Source organism: Microbulbifer pacificus (assembly GCF_002959965.1).
Classification (GTDB): Bacteria; Pseudomonadota; Gammaproteobacteria; order Pseudomonadales; family Cellvibrionaceae; genus Microbulbifer; species Microbulbifer pacificus_A.
This window is the reverse complement of sequence record NZ_PREV01000026.1, coordinates 2561727-2581423: the sequence shown is the minus strand read 5'-3', so window position 1 is coordinate 2581423 and position 19697 is coordinate 2561727. Positions and strand designations below refer to the sequence as shown.

At 56.9% G+C, this 19697-nt stretch carries 18 protein-coding genes; 10 read left to right on the top strand and 8 right to left on the bottom strand.

From position 1 onward, the window contains the following. Positions 1 to 97: 97 nt before the first annotated feature. The 3 genes from C3938_RS17875 to C3938_RS10910 all read right to left on the bottom strand — a co-directional run bounded on the left by C3938_RS17875 (position 98) and on the right by C3938_RS10910 (position 2201). Entirely contained in the window at positions 98 to 631 is a 534-nt protein-coding gene (locus C3938_RS17875; protein ID WP_158681467.1) for a hypothetical protein, read from the bottom strand. Positions 632 to 823: 192 nt separating this feature from the next. Beyond that, positions 824 to 1096 carry an MBL fold metallo-hydrolase gene (locus C3938_RS10915; RefSeq protein ID WP_105101273.1) on the bottom strand — a complete coding sequence of 91 codons (273 nt, stop codon included), beginning with the start codon at positions 1094 to 1096 and terminating at the stop codon, positions 824 to 826. A gap of 184 nt (positions 1097 to 1280) precedes the next feature. Then, positions 1281 to 2201, bottom strand: coding sequence for a LysR family transcriptional regulator (locus C3938_RS10910; protein WP_105101272.1), 921 nt, complete (start codon positions 2199 to 2201; stop codon positions 1281 to 1283). Between the two features lie 139 nt (positions 2202 to 2340). On the opposite strand from C3938_RS10910, the gene C3938_RS10905 reads away from it, so the two are divergent. Both C3938_RS10905 and C3938_RS10900 read left to right on the top strand, forming a co-directional pair. Further along, positions 2341 to 3273 (top strand): alpha/beta hydrolase, encoded by a 933-nt coding sequence (locus C3938_RS10905; protein ID WP_233998547.1) that lies wholly within the window; start codon positions 2341 to 2343, stop codon positions 3271 to 3273. 70 nt (positions 3274 to 3343) lie between these two features. Next, complete coding sequence (locus tag C3938_RS10900) at positions 3344 to 4279, top strand: alpha/beta hydrolase (RefSeq protein ID WP_105103132.1); 936 nt, start codon at positions 3344 to 3346, stop codon at positions 4277 to 4279. 81 nt (positions 4280 to 4360) lie between these two features. Here C3938_RS10900 and C3938_RS10895 read toward each other — a convergent pair whose 3' ends face one another. Then, the gene (locus C3938_RS10895; protein ID WP_105103131.1) at positions 4361 to 4678 is read right to left on the bottom strand and encodes a DMT family transporter; all 318 of its coding nucleotides are present in this window, start codon (positions 4676 to 4678) and stop codon (positions 4361 to 4363) included. 493 nt (positions 4679 to 5171) lie between these two features. Between C3938_RS10895 and C3938_RS10890 the strand changes: the two genes are divergently transcribed. Next, positions 5172 to 6632 carry a DUF1254 domain-containing protein gene (locus tag C3938_RS10890; RefSeq protein ID WP_199775535.1) on the top strand — a complete coding sequence of 487 codons (1461 nt, stop codon included), beginning with the start codon at positions 5172 to 5174 and terminating at the stop codon, positions 6630 to 6632. A gap of 88 nt (positions 6633 to 6720) precedes the next feature. Next, positions 6721 to 7665, top strand: a complete 945-nt coding sequence (locus C3938_RS10885; RefSeq protein ID WP_199775534.1) for an MBL fold metallo-hydrolase — start codon at positions 6721 to 6723, stop codon at positions 7663 to 7665. 26 nt (positions 7666 to 7691) lie between these two features. Here C3938_RS10885 and C3938_RS10880 read toward each other — a convergent pair whose 3' ends face one another. After that, positions 7692 to 8417: a tRNA-uridine aminocarboxypropyltransferase gene (locus C3938_RS10880; protein ID WP_105103128.1), complete on the bottom strand. Its 726-nt coding sequence runs from the start codon at positions 8415 to 8417 to the stop codon at positions 7692 to 7694. Positions 8418 to 8435: 18 nt separating this feature from the next. Then, positions 8436 to 9599, bottom strand: coding sequence for a methyltransferase (locus tag C3938_RS10875; RefSeq protein WP_158681649.1), 1164 nt, complete (start codon positions 9597 to 9599; stop codon positions 8436 to 8438). Positions 9600 to 9951: 352 nt separating this feature from the next. Between C3938_RS10875 and C3938_RS10870 the strand changes: the two genes are divergently transcribed. The 6 genes from C3938_RS10870 to C3938_RS10845 all read left to right on the top strand — a co-directional run bounded on the left by C3938_RS10870 (position 9952) and on the right by C3938_RS10845 (position 17118). After that, positions 9952 to 10704, top strand: coding sequence for an OmpW/AlkL family protein (locus tag C3938_RS10870; RefSeq protein ID WP_158681648.1), 753 nt, complete (start codon positions 9952 to 9954; stop codon positions 10702 to 10704). Then, the gene (locus tag C3938_RS10865; protein WP_105103125.1) at positions 10694 to 13018 is read left to right on the top strand and encodes an autotransporter outer membrane beta-barrel domain-containing protein; all 2325 of its coding nucleotides are present in this window, start codon (positions 10694 to 10696) and stop codon (positions 13016 to 13018) included. Before C3938_RS10870 ends, C3938_RS10865 begins: the two co-directional genes overlap by 11 nt. A gap of 33 nt (positions 13019 to 13051) precedes the next feature. Next, a complete protein-coding gene (locus C3938_RS10860) occupies positions 13052 to 13945 on the top strand; it encodes a DUF1853 family protein (RefSeq protein WP_105103124.1) in 894 nt (297 codons plus the stop codon). Positions 13946 to 14046: 101 nt separating this feature from the next. After that, complete coding sequence (locus C3938_RS10855) at positions 14047 to 14637, top strand: GbsR/MarR family transcriptional regulator (protein ID WP_105103123.1); 591 nt, start codon at positions 14047 to 14049, stop codon at positions 14635 to 14637. Between the two features lie 76 nt (positions 14638 to 14713). Beyond that, the gene (locus C3938_RS10850) at positions 14714 to 16102 is read left to right on the top strand and encodes a cytochrome ubiquinol oxidase subunit I (protein WP_105103347.1); all 1389 of its coding nucleotides are present in this window, start codon (positions 14714 to 14716) and stop codon (positions 16100 to 16102) included. 38 nt (positions 16103 to 16140) lie between these two features. Next, positions 16141 to 17118: a cytochrome d ubiquinol oxidase subunit II gene (locus C3938_RS10845; protein WP_105103346.1), complete on the top strand. Its 978-nt coding sequence runs from the start codon at positions 16141 to 16143 to the stop codon at positions 17116 to 17118. Positions 17119 to 17191: 73 nt separating this feature from the next. Here the strand turns inward: C3938_RS10845 and pelA are convergent, their stop codons facing one another. Next, complete coding sequence (pelA, locus tag C3938_RS10840; RefSeq protein WP_105103122.1) at positions 17192 to 18418, bottom strand: pectate lyase; 1227 nt, start codon at positions 18416 to 18418, stop codon at positions 17192 to 17194. A gap of 103 nt (positions 18419 to 18521) precedes the next feature. Beyond that, the gene (locus C3938_RS10835) at positions 18522 to 19649 is read right to left on the bottom strand and encodes a PepSY-associated TM helix domain-containing protein (protein WP_105103121.1); all 1128 of its coding nucleotides are present in this window, start codon (positions 19647 to 19649) and stop codon (positions 18522 to 18524) included. Positions 19650 to 19697: the final 48 nt, after the last annotated feature.

The following is a 19697-nucleotide window of genomic DNA, read 5'->3' as shown; positions in this document are numbered from 1 at the left end:
TCGCTGCTCGGCAGACAAAACATCTGTCATTCTGACACTCCCAATCAAGCAGTCCCAAGATTCCTAAGCCACCGTTATTTACTCAACATTTTTTATTCTATCCCTCACTCTCTAAGACAAGGCATTTCCTTTTAGGAAAATTTTTAACATATTCTCCTTGCTTTTCGAAAGGAGATAATACGTCTGTATCTGCACCCTTTAATTTGATACTTATCGACCCAGAGCAGCTATGCTTCCTTGATCCGCCTTTACTAGGCAATAATTCCGATAAATGCTGATCACTTAGTGATTCCTCTCCAACACAGCAAGCTTCCGATAGCTGCGTACACGCTACTCCAGCAGTACATACTGACGCTTTGATACCATTTAAAACTTCAACTCTGGGATTTGAATGACGATTCCTACCATTTGAAAAAAGTACAATTTCCGGTTCAACAAGATCACAAAGTTCTTTCGCGAAATTCACTGCATCTCCAGCATGAGGAAGGCCCCCATGATGCGGAAAGACTAGTATCTTTGATTTTATACAGCTTCCTTCTGATTTTATAAAATCCAGAGAGCTGGAACTCATATCTCCAGGAATCAACGCGATACTATCGCCATCTTGCATTAACTTAAGAACGACTGACATTTCGTTAGCGTCTAAATTTTTTCCTAAAATGCTCTCGGTTCCCGGCCAGGTTACGCAATCAACCGGGCATGGTGACAAGACAGAAAGCTCAAAATCCTGGTAAACAAAATTATCTAAATCAGCATTAATAGAAACTTGGATTCTAGTTCCCTTGGCTTGCCTTGCATATTTTAGAGCACTTCTAAAATCATCTCATATTTTAGTTTTTTTAGCGCTGTCACTATTAACATATACCTTAGAAACTTCAATCTCATCGTCCATCAAAAGCGCCACTACACCAGCGACATGATCTGCATCAGCATTTGAGATGATAATACTATCGATCTTTTCTATTTGCAGAGACTCCAACGCGCCCTGGACTGTACTGCCAGGCGCAGCACCTACAATAACGACATTGTTCGCAGAGTGAATAATTGTGCTATTCCCATGGCAGACATCAAGTATTGTAAATTCAACCGAGGCCATCTGAATCCTCTAGCGAAATTCGCCGCGCATTTCATCGCAGGCAAATCTATTGAACATGTGAGCGTTCAGGTAAGACCAGAGGGAAGACTGAGACGACGTGAGTTGAGCTGCCACCTCTAATATTGGGGTAGTGCAAACACGGGTACATCTAGCGCGTACTGTTCTCATCTAATTACGCCGCTACCTACGCCCATTCCTCGCGCTGCTCGACCAAAAAATCAATCAACGCTCGTATCTTTGTCGGCATCTGCGCTCGCGAAGGCACATACAAAAAGAACCCCGGAAAAGGCTGGCACCAGCTCTGCAACACCCTCACCAGCGAGCCATCATCAAGATACTGCTGTACGCACAGATCCAGGTGCTTTATCACACCCACACCATTAAGCGCAGCGCGCAGCATACTTTCGTCATCATTGAATACCCCGTTGCCCTTCGGCTCGAATACCAGGGTGCGCCTGTCAGCATCCGGCGATGTGAAGGACCAGCGGTCGATGATGCCACTGGAGGTAAACCGAAAGGCGAGGCAGTTGTGCTGCAGCAGGTCATCGGGTGTTTCCGGCGTGCCGTGCTTGGCGAAATATTCCGGGGAGCCGACGATCGCCATCGACATCGGCGGTGTCACCGGTACAGCCACCATATGTTCAGCCAGACTTTCCCCCAGGCGAATGCCGACGTCCATGCCACTGGAAATGATATTGGAAAGGCCATCATCCATAACCAATTCCAACTTTAATTTCGGGTAGCGCGCCAGGAAGGTTTCCATCTTTGGCTCCAGCAATACCCTGGCTGCCACTCTCGATGTATTGATCCGTATTACCCCGGACGGCTCTGCCTGCGATTCCCCCACCCCAGAGACTGCCCGGTCAACCGATTCAATGGCCGGGGCAAGAACATCAAACAGGCGCTGCCCATCTTCGGTCAGCGACATGCTGCGCGTACTGCGATTCAGCAGCCGCACATTCAGCTGCTGTTCCAGCGATTTCAGGTGCTGCGACAGGGCTGCGCGGGATACCTCCCCCTCCTCTGCCGCCTTGGTAATGCTGCTGTGACGCGCGATACGCACAAACCACACTAGAGATGGATACAGCGAGGGATCGATGGCCATATTGTTAACCTGTACTTAACACTGATTTAAGTTTTAGCACGTTTTTCAAAATAAGGCCCGCGATTAGTATTTCCCCTGTCAGAGCACAACGGCTCAGAAAAACACTGAAACCGAAGCTACCAACATGAAGGGAACTGTCATGAAAAGCACCAGCATGAAAAGCATCAGCATCAAGAACCTCAACGGCCAGGGCGTCACCATCGCCGCCAACGTGTACTTCCCTGCCGACTTTGATGAAAGCCAGCAGTACGCCGCAGTCGTGGTATCCCACCCCGGTGGTGGTGTGAAGGAGCAGACCGCAGGCCTCTATGCCGAGCGACTGGCAGGCAGCGGCCTGGTCACGGTTGCTTACGACGCCTCTTACCAGGGAGCGAGCACCGGTACCCCGCGTCAGCTGGAGAACCCCTACATCCGCACCGAGGATGTCAGCGCGGTGATCGACTACCTGACCACGCTGCCATACGTCGACAACAACCGCATCGGCGCCATGGGTGTCTGTGCTGGCGGCGGCTACTCCGCCAATGCCGCGATCACCGACCGCCGTATCAAATCCCTCGCCACCGTCAGTGCCGTGAACATCGGCCAGATGTTCCGCAACGGCTGGGAGAACAACGTCAAGGATGTCGACGCACTGCCGTATGTCGTGGCGGGCTCCGACGCGCGCACCAGCGATGCCAACAGCGATGAACTGGGCACCCTGCCCCTCGCCCCAATGAAGGAGGAGGATGCGCCCAACGAAGAGCTGCGCCAGGCCTGGGAGTACTACCACACCGATCGCTGCCAGCACCCGAATGCGCCCGGTTTTATGACCGCTCGCAGCCTGAACCAGATCATCACCTATGACGCCTACAACCTGGCGGAGGCCTTCCTGACGCAACCGGTACTCACCGTTGCCGGAGACCAGGCGGGAAGCAAGTGGATGAGTGATGACCTGATCGCCCGCGCCGCCAGCAGCGACAAGACCATGCATGTCGTGAAAGGTGCGAACCACATGTCGCTGTACGACGTACCCGAGTATGTGGACGAAGCGGTATCGGTACTGACCCCGTTCTTCGCGCGCACGCTGAAGTAACTGAGTTCTATACGCGTAATGCTGGGGCACATTCTGTGTGTGCCCCGATTTAAAATTCGAGGTGATGTAAATGAGTAACGTAAGCATCCAGCACGTGAGCTATCAGAACCTGGGTTGGCAGTCTGCCGCTGACCTCTACCTGCCGCCGGGTTTTGATGACACCAAAAAATATCCGGCCATCGTCAGCACGCATCCGATCGGAAGCTGCAAGGAACAAACCTCCGGCAATATCTATGCGAAGGCACTGGCAGAAGCCGGATTTGTCACCCTCGCGTTTGATGCAAGCTTTCAGGGCGAAAGTGGTGGTTCCCCGAGATTTATCGAAGACCCGTCGATTCGCACATCCGACATCCGCTTTGCTATCGATTACTTGGTAACACTGCCCTATGTGGACCAGGACCGTATCGGGGCCATCGGTGTATGTGGTGGTGGCGGATACACCATTCACGCGGCGATTACCGATCACCGCATCAAGGCACTGGTCTCCATTACCGGCGTGAACTTCGGGCGTCTGATTCGGGAAGGGTTTAGTGAATTCGACCCCGTTTCTGCCCTGCAGGCCATGGGCAAACAGCGCACCGCCGAAGCACAGGGTGCAGAACGCCACGTGATTGACTATCTGCCACCTTCGGTGGAAGAAGGCCGGGCCAATGGCATCACCGACAGGGATGTGCTGGAAGCGACGGATTACTACAAGACCGCGCGCGGTCAAACGCCGAACGGTGCAACCAGTGGCCTGTTTTCGTTTAACAGCGCCGCCATGGGGTGGGATGCATTCCTCAACGCGGAAAGCCTGCTGACACAGCCGCTGCTTGTAGTCACCGGTGATATGCCGGGCGCCTTCGGTGCCTATCGGGATAGCTGGGAAATCTACGGGCGCGCCGCGTCGAAAGACAAGCAGATCTTCGTGGCTGAGGGCTTCTCGCATTACGACCTCTACGACAAACCCGAGCCTGTGGCGCTGGCCATGGCTGAGGTCCTGCCATTCTTCGAACGGCACTTATAAGACGACGCGCCGCGATGAAGTAATCCGGGTGCTTCAGGATAAGACACCCGGATTTATTTCAAGATAACAAGGCGACTGAACTCAGCCACTGGAAAGCTTCATCAACACCAGCCCCGAAACAATCAGAATCGCAGCACCAATCCTCATCGCATTTACCGGCTCCGCAAACACCATAATCCCGACGAGAAACGCACCAATAGCGCCAATACCCGTCCAGATGGTGTACGCGGTACCAAGAGGAATAGTTCGCATGGCCACAGCCAACAGCCAGAAACTGCCGATCATTGTGACGAGGGTGATAATGGACGGGGTGAGCCGGGTGAAGCCGTGGGACTGCTTCATGGAAAAAGCCCAAATGACTTCAAGAGCGCCGGCGAGGAGAAGGTAAAACCAGGACATTGACTGCTCCGTTCTCAAACAGGGCCAGGTCGTCCTGGGAATTTCTACCCAAATTGGGGGAGGTCGTCCTCCTTCAGTTGGCGGGACAATAGCGTATGGCGGATGCTTGGGCAAGCTACTTCCTAAGAGCCTCTTTCAAACAATTCTCCTGTAACCAACCACCCATTGGAAAAAATTGACTGACTGTAAAGTCTGTATCAAAGGTAGGCACTGGAAGGAAACTGCGACGATCCTCTATTTCTCAATTCCGCCAAGTTACTGTGGAGCATTATTGGTGGGGCTAGAGTTGCATTAGTACTCAACTTAATTATCCCGATGCGATGGTGGTGAAGAGATGCAGGACGCAAACAAACTTCTGGTTTCCCTTTCGGTTTTTATCACACTTATCACCCCCGGACAGGCACATTCCCAATCGAACGCTTCCGTCCCACCTTCTATCGTAACTTCGGACAAAGTGGAGTCGCGGATTGGCACGCTTGAGTTCCAGGACGGCATGCCCAGTAAAGAAACGCTGGATAAAGTCTACGAGAACCTGGACCTGACACACGCGGTGCGCGCCTTTGCCGACAACCTGCGTGGGGTCAGTATTCATATGCTGCGCAAGGGTTTGCGCGATGTCGGCGTGAAAGATAACGAGGTCATCGTATTTTCCGAGTTGATGGATGCCAACTCGCTGTTCCTGACGGCCAACGCGGATACGGTATATGTCATGGGCAGCCTCGACCTCACCAAAGGCCCAATGGTTCTCGAAGTACCGCCGCAGGTACTCGGCACGGTTCAGGACGCGTGGTTCCGCTGGGTGATTGATGTGGGTCTGCCGGGGCCAGACCGCGGTGAAGGTGGGAAATATTTGATCGTCCCACCGGATTACGAGGGGCCCCTACCCCAGGGCGGCTTCAATGTGGCACATGCCCGCACCAATAATGCGGTCTGGTTTGCACGGGCATTCCTGGAAAACAACAACGATCCCAAGCCGGTGGCGGAGCGGATCCGCAAGTTCACCAAGGTCTACCCCTACAACGCCGGTGGCGTCGGTACTTCCGTTGCAGAATTTCTCGCCGGCAAAGCGAAACTCGGAAAAATAACCCAGCCCGCGCCAACTGTATTTCACGAGGGCAGTGGCAAGGTAATGAACACCATTCCACCGAACGACATATCGTATTACGAAATGTTGAACGAGGTGGTGCAGCAGGAACCAGCGACGTCGCTCGACCCTGAACTCATGGGCCCCGTCGCCGCCATCGGTATTGTGAAAGGCAAACCGTTTGCGCCGGATGCGCGTATGACGAAGATTCTCGAAGAAGCGATGAAAATCGCCAATGCCACCTCCAGAACGCTGCTTATGAATCCGCGGGATCGCTCCTGGTTTTACTACGACGACGCCAACTGGCAGAACATGCTGTTTGTGACCGGCTACGAATTCCAAACACCGATTCCGATGATCACCAAGGAAGGGGTAAAACCATTTCCAGACACCGGCTACCGACAGCTCGATGCGCGCCAGGCGTTCTTTTACGGCGTTACCGGTATTACCCCGGCGATGGCCATGCGATTGACCGGCATCGGCTCTACCTATTTGTGGACCATGATGGATGCCGATAACAATTACTTCGATGGTTCCAAAACCTACAAGGTCACACTGCCCAAAAATGTTCCTGCCGAAAAATTCTGGTCCTGGACTCTGTACGACACCATGACCCGTTCCATGCTCGATACACCCCAGCGCTATCCTCGCGCCGGTAGCCAGAGCTATCCATCACCGGCGGCGGAAGCGGCGCGAGATGGATCCATCACCGTGTACTTCTCACCCGAACAGCCGGATGGGGTCGCGCGAGGCAACTGGATTCAGACCATTCCAGGCAAGAGTTTCTTTCCCATCCTGCGCCTGTACAGCCCGCTGGAACCATTCTTCAGCAAACAGTGGCGGCCAAGCGAGGTTGAGCTCGTAGAGTAAATGAAAGAGGCGACTCATTGCTCCGGCGCCACTAGCCCCCACGCCTATTCGGTGGTGATAATGGCGCCCCAATGCAAAGGAGTTTCCCATGCCAAATCTATGCTTATTTTCCGGGGATTTTTTCCGCGGTGTAACACCTCAAGTTCGCGCCTTCACTCGGTGCATTATGCTGTTGGCGCTGGCCCTGCCGGCTATCGCGGAAGACCAGAAATCAGCACAGCCCTCCAACATTCATCATTTTTCCATTGGAAATTATCAGGCGACTGCACTGCACGACGGCGATATTCAGCTGCTAAATGACGCCAGTGTAATAGGCGTCAACCAGACCCAGAGTGAAATTGCGGCGCTGCTGAAAACCAACCATCTTCCGACCGATAAACTGCAACTCAGCATCCAGGGACTACTGGTACGCGCGGGAGACCGTATCTATCTGTTCGACACGGGCGCGGGTGATGCCAAGTTCGCCGATGCCGGTCGGCTGCCAGAGGCACTGGCTGAGGCCGGTATTGCACCGGCACAGATTACCGATATTTTCATCAGCCACGCCCACCCGGACCACGTAGGCGGGCTGCTGGATGATAACGGATCAGCACGCTTCACCAATGCCAAGGTGCATATGGCCGCGCCAGAATGGCAGGCGCTGCAGGGTGACGCCAACAATGCGGTGCTGGCGGCCGCGATCAAGTCCGCGGTAAAACCCTTTGCTCCCGGCAGCACACTTGCGCCCGGTGTTACCGCCGTACAAGTGGAAGGCCATACCCCCGGGCACAGCGCATATGAAGTTAGCAACGGCAACGCGCGACTGCTGTATATCGGCGACACGGCCCACCACTTTGTGGTTTCGGTACAGCGTCCACGCTGGACAATTGCCTTCGACGGCGATGCCCCCGTTGCAGAAGCCAGCCGGGCAGCGCTACTGGCACGCGCAGCGGACGATGCCGCACTGCAAATTTACTCGCCCCACTTCCCGTTTCCGGGCCTCGGGCGCTTCCAGCGCAAAGGGAACGATATTGTGTGGGTGCCGGCCGAGTGATCTAAACCCGGCCATGGAAGTCGAGGTCAGGAATGGGGTAACGCCAGCGCGCGGTGACTCTCACCCGGCTCCGGGATATAGCAGCCACGGGTGGCCAGGTAGTGCAGGTTAAACACATTGAAATAGTGCTGCAGCGTCTGTGCGGGGGAGCTTTCCCCCGCCAGCAGCAGACAACTGATCGCCGCTTCTGCGGTAGAAAAGCGGTCGTCCCTCCCCGAATCCCTCATCAGATACGACTTTACAAACGCATCCGGCAGTTTCAGGCAGGGAACGCCATCCAGCCAGCGACTCAGGGCGATCATCCGGCTGCATTGCTTCCAGGAGCCGTCCAGCAGGATCAGCGTAACTTTCCTTGAGCCGCGTGCGCTCGCCGGCAGTGACTGGACAACTTTTCTCTCTATCGCGTCGGATTCGCTGGCCGGAAACACGATGTAACATTCGCGCGCCGGGTCTTGCAGCAGATCCTGCAGACCTGGCGGTGCGTCGAGCCGGCTCCATAAAAAAACCGGAGTGTCGGCGAACACATCCGCAATCAGGCGACCTGTATTGGTGGGTTTGAACAGTTCCTTGCGATGCACGAGCAGGGCGAAGTCGATGCCACTTGTGACCGTCGGCCGCCAGGAACAGATACAGGCGTACTCGGCCATCTGGCAATCGGTGCAGCGGATGACACTTTTGCCTTTGGCCATGAATGGCCTGGTGGATTTGGCAAGCTCCTGGTCTCGCAGGCGGGTGAAATTGGTGACGTGCATGTACAACCTGTTGCGGTGTTATGCGCCGACGTGGTTGCGCCGGGCAAAAATTCGGATATTGCGCGGGGTAATGTCGCGCGAACAAAACGTTGTCAGCTCAACCTGACAATCGCCCTCTTCCAGATACAACGCCAGATCCAGTACCAACCAAAGTTCCAGCGCGCGGCGAAACCCGTGGGCAACCAGCTGCAATCGGCGAAACGCAGCAAAGCGCCGCTCGGCGCGCTCGAGATAGGGGCAGAGATCAAACTCCGCAGGAATATGGATGTTCTTTTTCCCGGCCAGAGTCCGAATCACATTCTCCGGCCCCTGTGCCGCCATGTGATAGCTGAGCGAGGGGGTCGGCAGATATTCATCGACACCGCGCAGCGCCTGCTGGATCAGGTCAAATGCCATGCGCCACTGGGCTATGGTTCGCGACTGTCTGCGCTCGCGTTCGGACGAGGTAACCATTTCCTGCACTGCAAGTCGCACCTGGTTTTTGTTCAGCACCAGATCATTGCTTTGCGCTACCTGCGACAGCGGCACGAACACATCATCCAGCCAAAGCTGATAACAACAGGGCACCAGAGTCAGATAGGGCGAGTCGCTATCGCGCCACTGCCGCAACAACTCGCGGTGGAGATCGCCACAGGCGTGCAGGGCGATGACGAAGTCCTCTGCAAAAAATTCCTGGGGCTGCCTGAGCACATCCTTGCAGGAAAATGTCACCGCCTTCACCCAGGGAGCGGCCATTGTCGCGCCCTGGGCGCAAAGCGTCGGCTGGCGCTCTATCCCGTGCAGTGCACACTGCCAATGATGGGCCAGCGCTCGCCCCAGATGGGATTTTCCGGAGCACCAGTCCACAACCGTTTGCGCCGGCGTCGGCATGGTACCGGGTAGCGTACCGACAAAGGCGGTCATCTGGGTCCATTTGCGCCCGGGAACTCCGGTCCCCAGGCGCTCCGGAAGTTCTGATGTGTGGGTACACTCTTCCAGCGGCAGCAGCGCCAGGAGATCCGGGTAGCCGGGAATAAAGTCCGAGAGAAAACCGTGCAGCGTATCGGGATCCCGCTCCAGTTCTTCCAGCGCGTCGTCCGTCAACTGCAGGCAGGCCTCACTGAGCGAACCGCAGCGACGGCGCCACGGGAGATCGGGGTCACAGAATGCTGAGCCCTGCCAGAAGACGCTCAGGTGACACAATTGGTTCGTCAGAGATAAGAAACGTGCGCGATGCTGCATGGGCCGGGATAGATAAAGTACAGGTGCCGAGGGGGGCTGAATTCGCGGGCAACAAGCCGCGCACCGGGGCGGCATTTTACATCTCCCGATGATTGACGTCCCCGTATTTCTTGCGTGACCTACACACACTGTCCATTCAGGAATCGCCCGGCAATTTCTCCACCCCATGCTACTTTTACTGTTGTTTTTAGCGTTTCCTCCGGCAGTGCCATTTCAATAAATGCCGCGCCAAGACATAGCTACCTACCAGTTCGATGACCATCCAAGCATAAGCAGGGTCGCGGAGGTCCACCGGTGTTCAACGGAGTTCATAATGAAAAAGCTCAGGCTGGCCGTTACTTTTGCATTTTTATTCCCATTTATGGCGCAAGCGCAGATTTCTGTTTCGGACCTCGACCTGACCCGTTTCTATGTGCGGTTGGGAGCCAGCTTTGTTTATCCCGATGACGACAACACATCCCTGAAATACTACGTGTTGCAGGACTGGCAACTTTACCGGACAAACTGGGACATCGAGGAAGGCACCACCTGGAATGCCTCCGGTGTGTGGCGCCCTCTGCCCCACCTCGGCATTGAACTGCTCTATGTTGGCGGTGCCGATCACTCGCTGACGCTGGAAAATTTCCGCGGCTTTCCCGGGCGCGACAGTATTTATTTCGGCCGTTTCACGGCCTCGTCCGCCAATCTGTTTATCAACTGGTATATGACCGATCCGATTTGCCTGGGCCAGCCCTACCTCGGTATCGGCGTCAACTATTCCGATTTTTACGACGACGAACTGAACCCGGATTTCCAGCGGTACCTGGTGAACAGTGGCATGGCCACCGGGCCGGGTAAATTCGGGGTCGGCCACTCCTGGGGAGCGAGCGCGCAGCTGGGATTGGACTGGCGGCTGGGTCGCACCGGCATGCTGAACTCCTGGCTGATCAACGCGGCGGTCATCTATACCGATGCCAATACCGATGCCGTGGTGACCTATCCCACCAGCCCGGGGTACGAGCGTCTTTATTCCGACTTTGAAACCAACCCGTGGACGCTGAATCTGGGCGTTACCTATGAATTCTGAGACCGCGGTATTCACGCCCCTCCGGATCGGGCTGATCGCCTGCGTACTGGCTCTGCCGCTCGGCGCGCAGGCGGATTGCACGCCGTCGAATATCGGTACCGAAGGCCCGGACCAGATCCTCTGCGATCCGGACAACGATCCCGCCGGCGCCGACGTCAGTTCCCTCGGTGGAGATGACACACTGACACTGAACGAGGTCTCCGTCGGCACGGTGGATACCGGTGTCGGCCGTGATCGTGTCGATATCAGCGATGCCGACATCCTGCACATATCCACCGGTGATGGCGAAGACCTCGTCACCATGCGCGAGCGCGGCACGTCCGTCGGAGATTATTTCGGTGGGGGGATCGACACCGGTGCCGGTAATGACCGGGTCGAAATCTATGATGGCGTAGTGTTTGACCTGAACATGGGCAGCGGTGACGACGAAGTACTGCTGGATGGCGGCTACATTTTCAATTTTATCGACGCCGGCGACGGTGACGATTACCTGCACTGGGATGAAGGCGTTCTCGAAGTTTTCAGAGGCGGAAACGGCTCCGACACGGTGCGTATCGACGCCTTCGCCTATGAAGCGGAAGCGATTCTGGACGGCGGTGACGATCTTACTGCCGATGACGGCTATGTGGACACTCTGCGCTTCATTCTCGACCACAGGATCGACGGACAGCTGTTACAGAACTGGGAGCGGATTATCGTCAACGGCAGCTCCAAGATCACGCTGACGGGTTCCCTGACGGTAGGTGGCGGTACCTACGAAGGCGAACGACTCGGGCTCGATATCCGCTACGGTGGGGTCGTCGACTTCATTCCGGCCAATTACACCATTCGCGGCGACGTGGTGAACGCCGGCACACTCTGGCTGGTAGATGATCGCTACAACCAGCTGAATATCGCTCCCCACGACAACGGACGCTTTGGCGATTACACCGGGCGCGATGGGCGCCTGTGGCTCGACACCGAACTTGCCGCCGACAACGCCCCAACAGACTTACTCCGCATTGCCGGAGATGCTCGCGGCCTGACCTCCGTGCGGGTCTACAATCGCGATGGTGACGGCGCACCCACCACGGGCGACGGGATCGAAATCATCGAGATTACCGGCCAGTCTCCCGCCGATGCCTTTGTCCTTGATGGTGAATATATTGGACTGGATGGCCAGCCGGTCACCGTGGGTGGCGCCTACGGTTACACCCTGCACCACGGCGGTCTGGATGATCCCGATGACGGCAACTGGTATCTGCGCTCGACTCTGGTAGATCCGTTTGATGGCACTGGGCGACGGATTCCGCGCTGGCAGCCGGGCGCCGTACTGTACGAAACCTACGCCCAGTCGATCCGCCAGATGAACCAGCCCACTACGTTGCGCAAACGGGTCGGCAACCGTTTCTGGGCGGGTACCAGTTTTCGTGACCGCGGCATCTGCTGCTACGGCAATGCGGTGGAGCAGACCATCGACGGTGGCGGCCTGTGGATGCGTGTGGCCTCGAGGTACAACGAACATTTCCCCGACCAATCCACCACCCATGCCGAGTGGCAACAGGATTACGGGCAGGTACAGATCGGCTCCGACTTTTCCTTTGATCCGGCGGTGTACTACGGACGTCTGATGCTGGGTATTTTTGCCCAGTACGGATACGGAAGAACGGATCTGGACAGTTATTTCGGTCACGGCCGTATCGAAACGGATCACTTCGGTGTCGGCACAACGTTCACCTGGTACGGCAGCCAGGGCAGCTACGCGGATCTGCAGGCTCAGTTCAACTGGTTTGATTCGGACTTCTATTCCTACGAACTCTATTATCTCGGCAGAGGCAATGATGCGGTCGGCTTCGCCTTTTCCGCGGAAGTCGGGCACAGCTTCAAACTGTGTGACTTCTACTCGCTCACGCCCCAGGTTCAGCTGATCTACAACGCCGAGCAGATCGACGATCATCTGGACCAATACAACGTGCACTTCAAGGATACAGAAAACAATGGCGGCTCGGCACGTTTGGGCCTCGCCTTCGAGCAGCGGCTCAGCCAACGGCTGAACCGGAACATGTATGGCAACCTGCTGTTGGAGCGCATAGGTCTCTACGCGATTGCCAATGCCTTTTACTATTTCGAGGACGAAACGGAAATAAAGGTCTCCGGAACTTCCCTGTATCAGGCCCGCGACGAGTGGTGGGGACAACTGGGTCTGGGCTTTACCTACGACCAGTGCGGCGATCGCTGTTCCGTCTACGGTGAAGTGGACTACGCCACCAGTTTCGATAATGCCGGCGACAGCTACGAAGCGAGCCTGACTTTCGGCTTTCGCTTCAAGTGGTAGCGGCTGAGCGCGAGGATTCCCTATACTCGCGCCATGACATTGCCCTTTACCCACGCCGTCCCCGAGCACTGGAGCAATCTGCTGTGGGCTCTTTCCAGCCTGGAAATTGCGCCAGATTTTCCTCTGCCGTGGTTACCGCCGGCGCGACATCAACAGCTGTATCGATTTTTCGCCGCCCCCGAAGTCACCTCCCGCCTGCGGTCCGAACTGGAACTCAGCCTGCATGATCTGAAAAGCCAGCGGCTCGGTATCTACTTTGAGCAGCTGTGGGCTTTCGCCTTTACCCATCACCCGGATTACACATTGCTCGCACGCAACCTGCCCATCCGCACAGGGCAAAAAACGCTGGGAGAACTGGACTTCGTGGTGCGATATCTACCTGACGATACCGTCGAGCACTGGGAGGTAGCGGTAAAGTTTTACCTGCAGGTGGATCATTTCTGGGTCGGCCCCGGGTTGCGGGATCGCCTGGACATCAAGCTCGCGCGCATGCGGGATCACCAGTTGCCAGTGGCTCGCTCCCACCCGGCAGTCGCGACACTGGAACAGCAGAAACTGCACTTCGACCGGCAGTGGGCGGTAATGCCCGGGCGGCTGTTTTCCTCCCACGACAAGCTGCCCAGCCACACCACCGGCACATACTGGTGGACGGATACCGCCAGCTTCTTGGACGGAATTGCACCCACAGCCTTACATTGGCGGCTGCTGCCGAAACAGACGTGGCTCGCCAGCGGTGAGCCAACCCATCCGGCGGCGAATGAGCGGCAATACACCGGGAGCGAACTCTCCCAGCTGACGACGCGAGGCCCAATCTGTGTAGCGGGATTCGACCAACATAGCGAGGTCAGCCGGGGATTCATTGTCCCCGATGGCTGGTACGAGCGCGCGCGCGAGGTCTGTATTCCCCCGCCAGCACACGGCGGTTGATTGACCTCAACAGCCCTATCCGGCAGTAACTCCGTACTGAGCCTTGACTTGCTTCAAACTATGTTTACAATTTTCAGAAATTTCTGAAACTTAAAAACAAAATGAAACTTTCCAATCAGGCGCAGGCGTTTGTACTGCACTTCGGCGAGATGGGCAGCCGCTGGGGATTCAACCGCACCGTTGGACAGATGTTCGCCCTGTTGACCATTCATTCCGAGCCGCTGAATGCCGATCAGCTGGCCGAGGCACTGAAGATCAGCCGCGGCAATGTAAGCATGGGACTGAAAGAGCTGCAGGCGTGGCGACTGATCGAGCTGCACCATCAGCCCGGTGACCGCAAGGACTACTTCACCGCGGCCGGTTCCATCTGGGATCTGGCGCGCACCGTGTTCGAGGAGCGGCGCAAGCGTGAGCTGGACCCCACGCTGACACTGCTGAGGCAACTCCTGCTCAATGATCCCCGCGACGAGCAAGAGGCCCAGGCCCAGGAAAAAATCCAGGAGGTCTACAGTCTGCTGGAAATGCTCGACCAGTTCGCCAACACGCTGAGCAAGCTGGACCATAAAGACCTGCAGAAGCTGATGAAACTGGGCTCCGGGCTCAACAAACTGCTGGATCTGAAAGCCGGCGTCAAAGCCAAAGCAACCGGGAAATCAACCGCCCAGAATCCGACCGGAAACAAAGCGAAGTAAATGCCGTAACCCGCGGCCTCTCCGGGCCGCAACCTTTACATGAGGTACCCCTGTGGACACTGCGCTGGACACCCTGATGCTGTCGCGAATCCAGTTCGCCACCAATATCAGCTTTCACATTCTCTTTCCCACCATCACCATTGCGCTCTGCTGGATTCTTTTTTTCTTCAAATTGCGTTTCGACCTCACCGGGAATCCGGTGTGGATGCGCGCCTACCGCTTCTGGGTAAAAATTTTTGCGCTGACCTTTGCCCTTGGTGTGGTAAGTGGTATCACCATGTCCTTCCAGTTCGGCACCAACTGGCCGGGCTACATGGAAAAGGTCGGGAATATTGCGGGACCACTTCTGGGTTACGAGGTACTGACGGCCTTTTTTCTCGAGGCCACCTTTCTCGGCATTATGTTGTTCGGTATCAAACGGGTACCCAGTAAGGTACACACCTTTTCCGCGCTGATGGTGGCCATCGGCACCACACTCTCTGCGTTCTGGATTCTCGCGCTCAACTCGTGGATGCAGACACCGGCGGGCTACGAAATCCGCGAAGGCGTAGTACACGCAACCAACTGGCTGGAAGTCATTTTCAACCCCTCCTTCCCCTACCGGCTTCTGCATATGCTGCTGGCCTCGGGGTTGACCGCGTCCTTTTTTGTCGCCGGCCTCTCCGCCTACCGCATTCTCAAAGGCGACGAAAAACAGGCACCGCGGCTGGCACTGAAAACCGGCCTGGTATTGGCCGCGATCCTCGCGCCGATACAGGCATTCGTGGGCGACCTGCACGGCCTCAATACCTTTGAACACCAGCCGCAAAAGATTGCCGCGATGGAAGGCGTGTGGGAAACGGAACGGGGGGCACCACTGCTGTTGTTCGCCATCCCCGATGAGGAAACACGCAGTAACCATTTCGCCATCGGGATTCCCAATATGGCGAGCCTGATTCTCACCCACGAAACCGACGGGGAAATTCGCGGCCTGAACAGCTTCGACGGCGACCACCCGCCGGTTAAACCGCTGTTTTTCGGCTTCCGCATCATGGTGGGCATGGGGCTGCTGATGCTCGCTACCGCCTGGCTCGGTTGCTATTTATTGCGCCGCCCGGCAATGCCTCGGGTATTTCTGAGAGTTCTGGTGGCGATGACGTTTTCCGGCTGGGTCGCCACACTGGCTGGCTGGTACGTGACCGAAGTCGGCCGCCAGCCCTGGCTCGTTACCGGCATTCTGAAAACCGCGGACGCGGTAACCCCGGTGGCGCCGGCCAACGTAGGGCTTTCCCTCGCACTCTACCTGCTGGTCTACGCCGTATTGATGTGGGCCTATATCCACACCCTGAAACGCATGGCCACAAAGTCTGTTTATGTGGAGGAATTCGAGACCGCGGAACCCGCTGCCGACGGCAGCCTGACCAATCTGCCCCAGTCACATACCCAGCCACACACCAAACCACACACTGCCGGAGGTAACGCGTGAACGAGGTACTGAACCACAGCGGCGACTGGTTGCCGGTGATGTTTATTGCGCTGATGGGGCTTGCGGTGCTGGCCTATGCCATTCTCGATGGCTACGACCTCGGCGTTGGCATCCTGCTACCCATGCGGGAAGAGGACGAATTGCAGAGAGACACCATGATTGCGTCCATCGGCCCATTCTGGGATGCCAACGAGACCTGGCTGGTATTGGCCATCGGTCTGCTGCTGATCGCCTTCCCTTCGGCGCACAGCCTGATCCTGATGAACCTGTATATCCCCGTAGCCATCATGCTGGTGGGCCTGATCATGCGCGGCGTCGCCTTTGACTTCCGCGCCAAGGCGGCGGTGGATCACAAACTCGCCTGGGACCGCACCTTCAAGATCGGCTCTCTGCTCACCACGCTCACCCAGGGTTATATGCTCGGCCAGTATGTGATGGGATTTGACAAGAGCCTGCCGTCGCAACTGTTCAGTGCGATATCCGCCCTCGGCGTCACCGCGGCCTACAGCTATATCGGCGCTGCCTGGCTGGTATTGAAAACCGAACACCAGTTGCAGGCCAGAGCGGTACGCTGGACCCGGCGCGCCGGCCGCGCCACCCTGGTGGGCGTGATCGCGGTGTGCGCAATCAACCCGCTGGTCAACCCCGGAGTATTCGACCGCTGGTTTACCTTTCCGCTGGTGATGTTTGTATTGCTGATTCCGGCGCTGTGCTTTCTTGGATTTGTGGCCAACGACATTCTGCTGCGCCGCCTGCCAAAAGAGCACGATCGCCACAGCGGCCAGCCCTTTTTCATTGTGATGGGCATCTTCGTGCTGTGTTTCAGCGGAATCGGGTTCAGTTTTTTCCCCGACATCGTGCCGGGAAAACTGAACATCTGGGAAGCCGCAAGTGCGCGGGAGTCACTGCGGTTTATTCTTGCGGGCGCGGTGGTGGTGATCCCGGTAATCCTGATGTACACCGCATTTTCCTACCGGGTATTTCACGGTAAGGCAACGGAGTTGCATTACCACTGATTGCGACCGCCCGAAAAACAAAAGCCCTGGAAACCAGGGCTTTTTTGCCTGCAGGCAGGCTCTTAACGACAGGTCACCGCTTCCACTCGCGGTATTCCTTGAGCGCCTTTTCGGGGCGCTCGGTGTACCAGCCATAGCCGGCGCGTCGCTCCGCTGAGATCTGATCCAGCGCGTAATATACCTTGCCGTCACGATCTCCGAATACCGGGCGGTCGCTGTCGATATCGTAAAAGCGCGCCCACAACGGACCTGCATCTTCCGCGGGAACCAGCGCCGGCAGTTCATCTCCGCGCCGGTAGCGCAGCCCTCGAATCTGATGCTGTTCAAACCAGCGGTTGGCGCTGTCGATCGCGTTGCGAATGGCTTCCGGCGGATTTTTCAGGGTCATCAGAAACAGTACCAGATCGGCGCTTTCACTGGTGGCCAGTGCCACCGGCTCAAAGGCACGTGCGGACGTGGGCTCCAGGGTCTCGGCCTGGTGCTGTGCGCCCCATATGGTGGGCACGCCATTGACCGCGACCTGAGTGGCCACCAGCATATCCAGCGCGCGGCGCAGGCTCTCTTTGGCCCGCGTTTTCAGTTCGGCGGAAATAAACTGCAGACGCGCATCGCCTTCCGCGGCGGCAGCGACCACTTTCAGCAGGTTGGCAATGGCGTCGTCGTTAAAGGTGATGTCGTCATGATATTTACCGCGCAGCGGGAAGTTCTGCGGCCAGCCGCCATTGGGGTATTGGGCGAGTAGAATGTAGTTCAGTGCGCGACTGGCGGAGTCGCAGTAACGGGGCTCCCCGTGCACGTTACAGGCGTTGACCATCACCCAGAACTGGGTGCTGGTGGCGTAGTTATCGAACGTCGGGATGTAATCTTTTTCCGTGCCGAACTGCTGTCCTGGCTGGCGCGGCGCGCGCATGTCCGTGCGTTTGGACCAGCCCCCAGAGGGGGTCTGGAAAGTGAGCAGGCTGTCGGCCAGGGCCTTGCCTTCCGCACTGGCCATGAAATCGCGATCGTATACGGCTTTTTTGACATCGAACCCAAACAGCTTGTGCTTCGCCGGCTTGGTGCTCTTTTCCAGCCCGGCGGCCGCGAGTTCCCGCGCGATCGCCTCCCGGTCCAGCTGGTAGAGCTGATCGGAAATGGCGCGGTAGCTGGTCATATCCCTCGCGGGCTGGAGGGTCTCCAGCACAGCCGGGACGGGACGGGAGGATTCCGGGGGGGCATTTTTGGCACCGCAGCCAGCGGCGGCCAGCAGCACTGCGCCACAGATCAGCCCGCCGGCAGTGATCACTCGGAGGAAGTTCATACAAGGGCTCGCTACAGTTTTCTGTCAGGCAGAAATTCATTATTTGGTAAGGCCAAACGATGGTAGCAAAAGCCCTCCTGCGAGGAAACTGTCCGAGATGCCGTCAGGCAGTAACGCCCGTCAGCGCCTCGGCCTTGGCCCGACGCTTTTCCCTGGCATTGCGGCGCTTCTCGCGGCGCTGGTACCAGATGTAGATGCCGGTAATGGACAGTAGCAGCGGTGACAGACCAATCACGCACCACAGCACCTTGCTCACCAGGCCGGCGAAGTTGCCGTAGTGAAGACGGCGGTAGCTGTCGATGATCACAGCGCCCAGAGTCGCGTCGCGAATGTCGTAGCTGAGCATGTGCTCGCCGCTCTGGGCGTTGTAGGTGATGTTACTGGCGTACTCGCTGTTAAGCGGGTTGCCGGTGTGCACATCCCCCCAGAAGGTGAAGTTCGCACCCGGCTCCCAGGGAAAGGAGATATAGGTGGTCTCGAAGTTCTGGATACGGTTGCCGGTGTCATCCATAAGCGACTGCAGCGACAGATCATCGTTGTACAGACGCTCTGCCATTTTGTAGTGCTCGGCACCGCCAGCGTGTTCTTCCAGCTCGTGGGCAAAATGGGTGATGTTCCACCAGGCACCGGTGAAACCGAGAATCAACAGAACCGGCGCACCGATGATGCCGGTCATTTTGTGCAGGTCGGAGAAGTAGACGATCATGCGCGCGTTCCAGCGCAGCGTGAAAAAGCTCTTCCAGAACTTGCGGTACAGGATAAAGCCGCTGATCCCAAGCCCGCACAGCAGGATGGAAAAAATACTGGTAATCAGCATGCCCCAGTCGCCCATCAACAGGGTGTAATGCAGGTCCAGCAGCCAGTCGGTGAAGTGGTGGGTCAACCCCATGGGCGGACGCAACGGCTCGCCGGTGTACTGGTCCATCAGCGCGTAGGTCCATTCGTCGGTACCGTGCTGCATGGTGTACACCACATCCGCGCGATCGCGGTCCTGAAACAGCGCCCAGCCGGTGACTTCGTAGCCCGGGAAGTTGCGGTGCATGGACGCTTCCAGGGTATCCAGACTCAAACGCGCACGGCCGGCGGATTCCACCCGCACCTTGTCGGCGAGCAGCAGTGCGTCGATCTCGTGCTTGAACACCAGGATGCTGCCGGTGACGCAGATGACCAGCAATGGGATGAACGCGGCAAGAGCCATCCAGCTGTGAAGTTTGAACAGGGTTTTATTCATGTTGTTCTCGTTTGAATAACACCGGCCAAGAATCTGAAGTCGCAAATA